This window comes from Marinobacter sp. L-46 (assembly GCF_056859535.1).
Genome location: NZ_JBSXOP010000012.1, coordinates 1 through 3,038, shown reverse-complemented (window position 1 = coordinate 3,038; position 3,038 = coordinate 1). Strand labels below are relative to the sequence as shown.

At 57.2% G+C, this 3,038-nt stretch carries 3 protein-coding genes and 1 pseudogene; all 4 read right to left on the bottom strand.

What is annotated here, in order from left to right:
- Positions 1-135: 135 nt before the first annotated feature.
- On the bottom strand, positions 136-1,422 hold the full coding sequence (gene umuC / locus AC13DJ_RS00560; RefSeq protein ID WP_482932769.1) for a translesion error-prone DNA polymerase V subunit UmuC: 1,287 nt from the start codon (positions 1,420-1,422) through the stop codon (positions 136-138).
- Entirely contained in the window at positions 1,419-2,168 is a 750-nt protein-coding gene (locus AC13DJ_RS00555; RefSeq protein WP_482936964.1) for a CLCA_X family protein, read from the bottom strand. The genes umuC and AC13DJ_RS00555 overlap by 4 nt, the downstream gene beginning before the upstream one ends.
- On the bottom strand, positions 2,165-2,608 hold the full coding sequence (gene umuD, locus AC13DJ_RS00550; protein ID WP_199457149.1) for a translesion error-prone DNA polymerase V autoproteolytic subunit: 444 nt from the start codon (positions 2,606-2,608) through the stop codon (positions 2,165-2,167). The genes AC13DJ_RS00555 and umuD overlap by 4 nt, the downstream gene beginning before the upstream one ends.
- A 134-nt stretch (positions 2,609-2,742) precedes the next feature.
- Positions 2,743-3,038, bottom strand: a pseudogene (locus tag AC13DJ_RS00545) (hypothetical protein); the annotation flags it as partial.

The following is a 3,038-nucleotide window of genomic DNA, read 5'->3' as shown; positions in this document are numbered from 1 at the left end:
GACTCCAGCTCCTTTCGTTCAGAGTCGCTCACTTCAAGGGGTCTAGCTATTCGCGCCATGGTTGTTTCTCCTGTCTCTACTTGTGAGATTATACAGGATCGGAGAATTATCTATGCGAATTTTTGTTAAGGGACACTAGCGAACCTTCGGCAAGTCATCCCAGCAGGTTGTATACGCCGGAGACAAATGCCCCCGCCGCATCGCATAAGCCGCGGGCCCGGCCTCTCTGGCCATGTAGACCGTCGCCCTCGACTTCCGGTTGATGGTATCCATCACCGCCATCAGGCGTTCCGATCTGCCACTGTCTGGCACCTGCTCCGGGCCGGCTTGGAAGAGATCCTCTTGAACACCCGCTTCTTCCACTAACTCCCCCAACATAACGCCGGCCTTGGCGTAATCAAATCCTTCCCGGTACATCGGTCGGAGGAGGTTCAGGGCCTGCTGCACAATAACCCGGGAGTCCTGGCTGGGCTGGATGAGCTTCACGCTGGCACTGCGTGAATACTGCGGTGCCGTCGCCTTGAACGGATTGGTTCGGATGAACACCATCAGTTCCCCAGCATACTGCTGGCCTCCCCGTAGCTTCTCGGTCGCGCGGGTCGCAAAGTGCGCAACGGCTTTCTCCAGGTCACTCAGTTTCTGAAGGGACTGACCAAATGATCGGGAGCACATAATTTGCTTCTTCGGGGCCGGCACATCCTCCCACGGAATACAGGGCACGCCATCGAGCTCCCGGGCCGTGCGTTCCAACACGACAGAGAACTGGTTTCTGAGGGTCGCCAGATGGGTATCCGCTAACTGTAACGCCGTGACAATACCCATGGTCTGAAGTCTGGCACTGAGTTTTCGCCCGACACCCCAAACCTCCTCAACCGGTACGCGGGCCATCAACCGCCGTTGCCGGGCGGGGTCCGTGAGATCGACTACGCCTCCAGTGGCTGGATATTTCTTGGCGGCATGGTTGGCCAGCTTGGCCAGGGTTCGCGTCGGAGCAATGCCCACACAGACCGGTAAGCCGACGTTCTGATACACCGTGTTCCTGACCTCTCGCCCAAAGTCCTCGAAGGACACCACCCGGTCAATGCCGGTCAGGTCCAGAAAGGCTTCATCGATGGAATAGATATCCACTTTGGGAGCAAGGGCTTCCAGAGTCGTCATCACCCGCCGGCTCATGTCGCCATAGAGGGTGTAGTTGGAGGAGAACACCTGGATGCCGTATCGGCGAATCTGCGCTTTGATGTGGTGAACCGGTACACCCATCTTGATCCCCAATGCCTTAGCTTCTTTGGAACGGGCGACGACGCAGCCGTCGTTGTTGGACAGCACCACAACCGGTGTATGGCGCAGATCCGGACGAAACAGTTTCTCGCAGGAGGCATAGAAGTTATTACAGTCCACCAGGGCGAACACGGGCTTCCTCATCCAGCTTTAACCTGTTCCCGGTACAACGCAGTCCCGAGAGCGGCAAAGTAATACTGAAAGGCGTCATTGATACGCTGGCGATGATCGCCCTGCGGATACAGACCCGCCTTGGCTTCATCAGAGTGAACGGTTCCGTTTACCAGAAACCGGTTACGCGGCTGGCTGTCTTCAATGAAGGCTTCAAAGGCGCGAGCGCACAGCTCCTCCGGTTTGGCGTAATAAACCGTTTTCAAATGTTGGTCGGCAATCTGGGAGGCCCGGAACAAAGTGCTGGGTGCAGTGCCGTCCTCCGTCAGCATGATGGCCTGGAAGCAAGCGCCTAGCCGTTCATTCAGTGGATGGGGTTTACTGCTTACGCTGTTCAGCCAGGCACTGGAAGCGAAGCCGCACGGTCCGGCATTCCGGTAAGCTTTGCCACCCATGTAGTGATCAAAGGCATGAAACCACTCATGAGCCAGGCTACCCGCGCCGGCGTTCTTGGCCAGCGCCAGCTGTCGGGTGGCGGGAATGTAGTGCGCGGCCACGCCCAACCGGCCGCCGATGCCATACTGCAGGCCCAGCGTGCTCCTCAGGGAGATCAATGGCTCCGGTCCTCGCAGGATCGTCATCAAATCACACAGCGCCTGATAGAACCGGCCGGCTGCCCGGTCCCGCTCCTGGGGCGTTACCCAGCGTCCGACCTCGATGCTGCGAAAATCGAACCGTCGTCTCACGGTGACAAAGGACACTGCCGATTCAGGTGTCATCCCTGCCCTCCCCGCTTGAGTGACCGGATGACGTTGGTGACCACCCCAAACACCTCCATCACCATATCGCCCTCGACGGTAATGGGCCGGTACGCTGAATTCCGTGGAAGGAGCCGAACGGGCGGTGGCGTCAAATGCAATTGCTTCACCGTCATCTCGCTTTCCAGGCTGGCGATGATGATGTCTCCGTGCTTGGCCCTCAGCGATCGGTCCACCACCAGGACATCGCCGGGATAGATACCCGCCTCAACCATAGACTCCCCCTGTACTCGCACAAAGAACGTGGCAGCAGGGTGCTGGATGCACAGCTCGTTCAGGTCAATGGTTTTCTCAACATAGTCTTCCGCCGGCGATGGGAAGCCAGCCGAGACCCGTTCAAGAAACATCGGGATATTCAGGCGTGAGACGGATTCGTAGTCACCAAGCAGAATGCAGGACATGCTTTACACCAGATACTGTTTGAATATACAGTATTTTGGCGAGACAATACGGTTGGGTCAACCCATCATTGGGCCTAGTGTTCTATACTCGGACTAGTGCAGCTGCCAGGAAGGCGGGAGGAGTCTGAGCCGAATCAACCTCTTTGTCGGTGAGGCTTCAATATAAACCGGATTTCCTGGTCTTTTTGGCGTAACAGGTGACCACGGGGGCAGCTCCAGATGTCTGTCCACCAGTAATACGCCCTGCCAGCTCTCATTTCATTTGCCTTCGTGATCGCAACGTCTTGGACTTCATGGCCGCATTCCGGGCAATACACCGTAGCGGTTCCATCGGTTACCCAGTCATTAATCCGCTCTTCAACGAGGCCGAAATGGCCCTCCGGCAACCGACTCACCTTGCGTGTGTCGAAGGTGGAATTGGCGAGCCAGA

Coding starts and splice junctions, on each gene's coding strand:
- umuC (WP_482932769.1), bottom strand. CDS start 1,422: ATGAGGAAGCCCGTGTTCGCCCTGGTGGACTGTAATAACTTCTATGCC.
- AC13DJ_RS00555 (WP_482936964.1), bottom strand. CDS start 2,168: ATGACACCTGAATCGGCAGTGTCCTTTGTCACCGTGAGACGACGGTTC.
- umuD (WP_199457149.1), bottom strand. CDS start 2,608: ATGTCCTGCATTCTGCTTGGTGACTACGAATCCGTCTCACGCCTGAAT.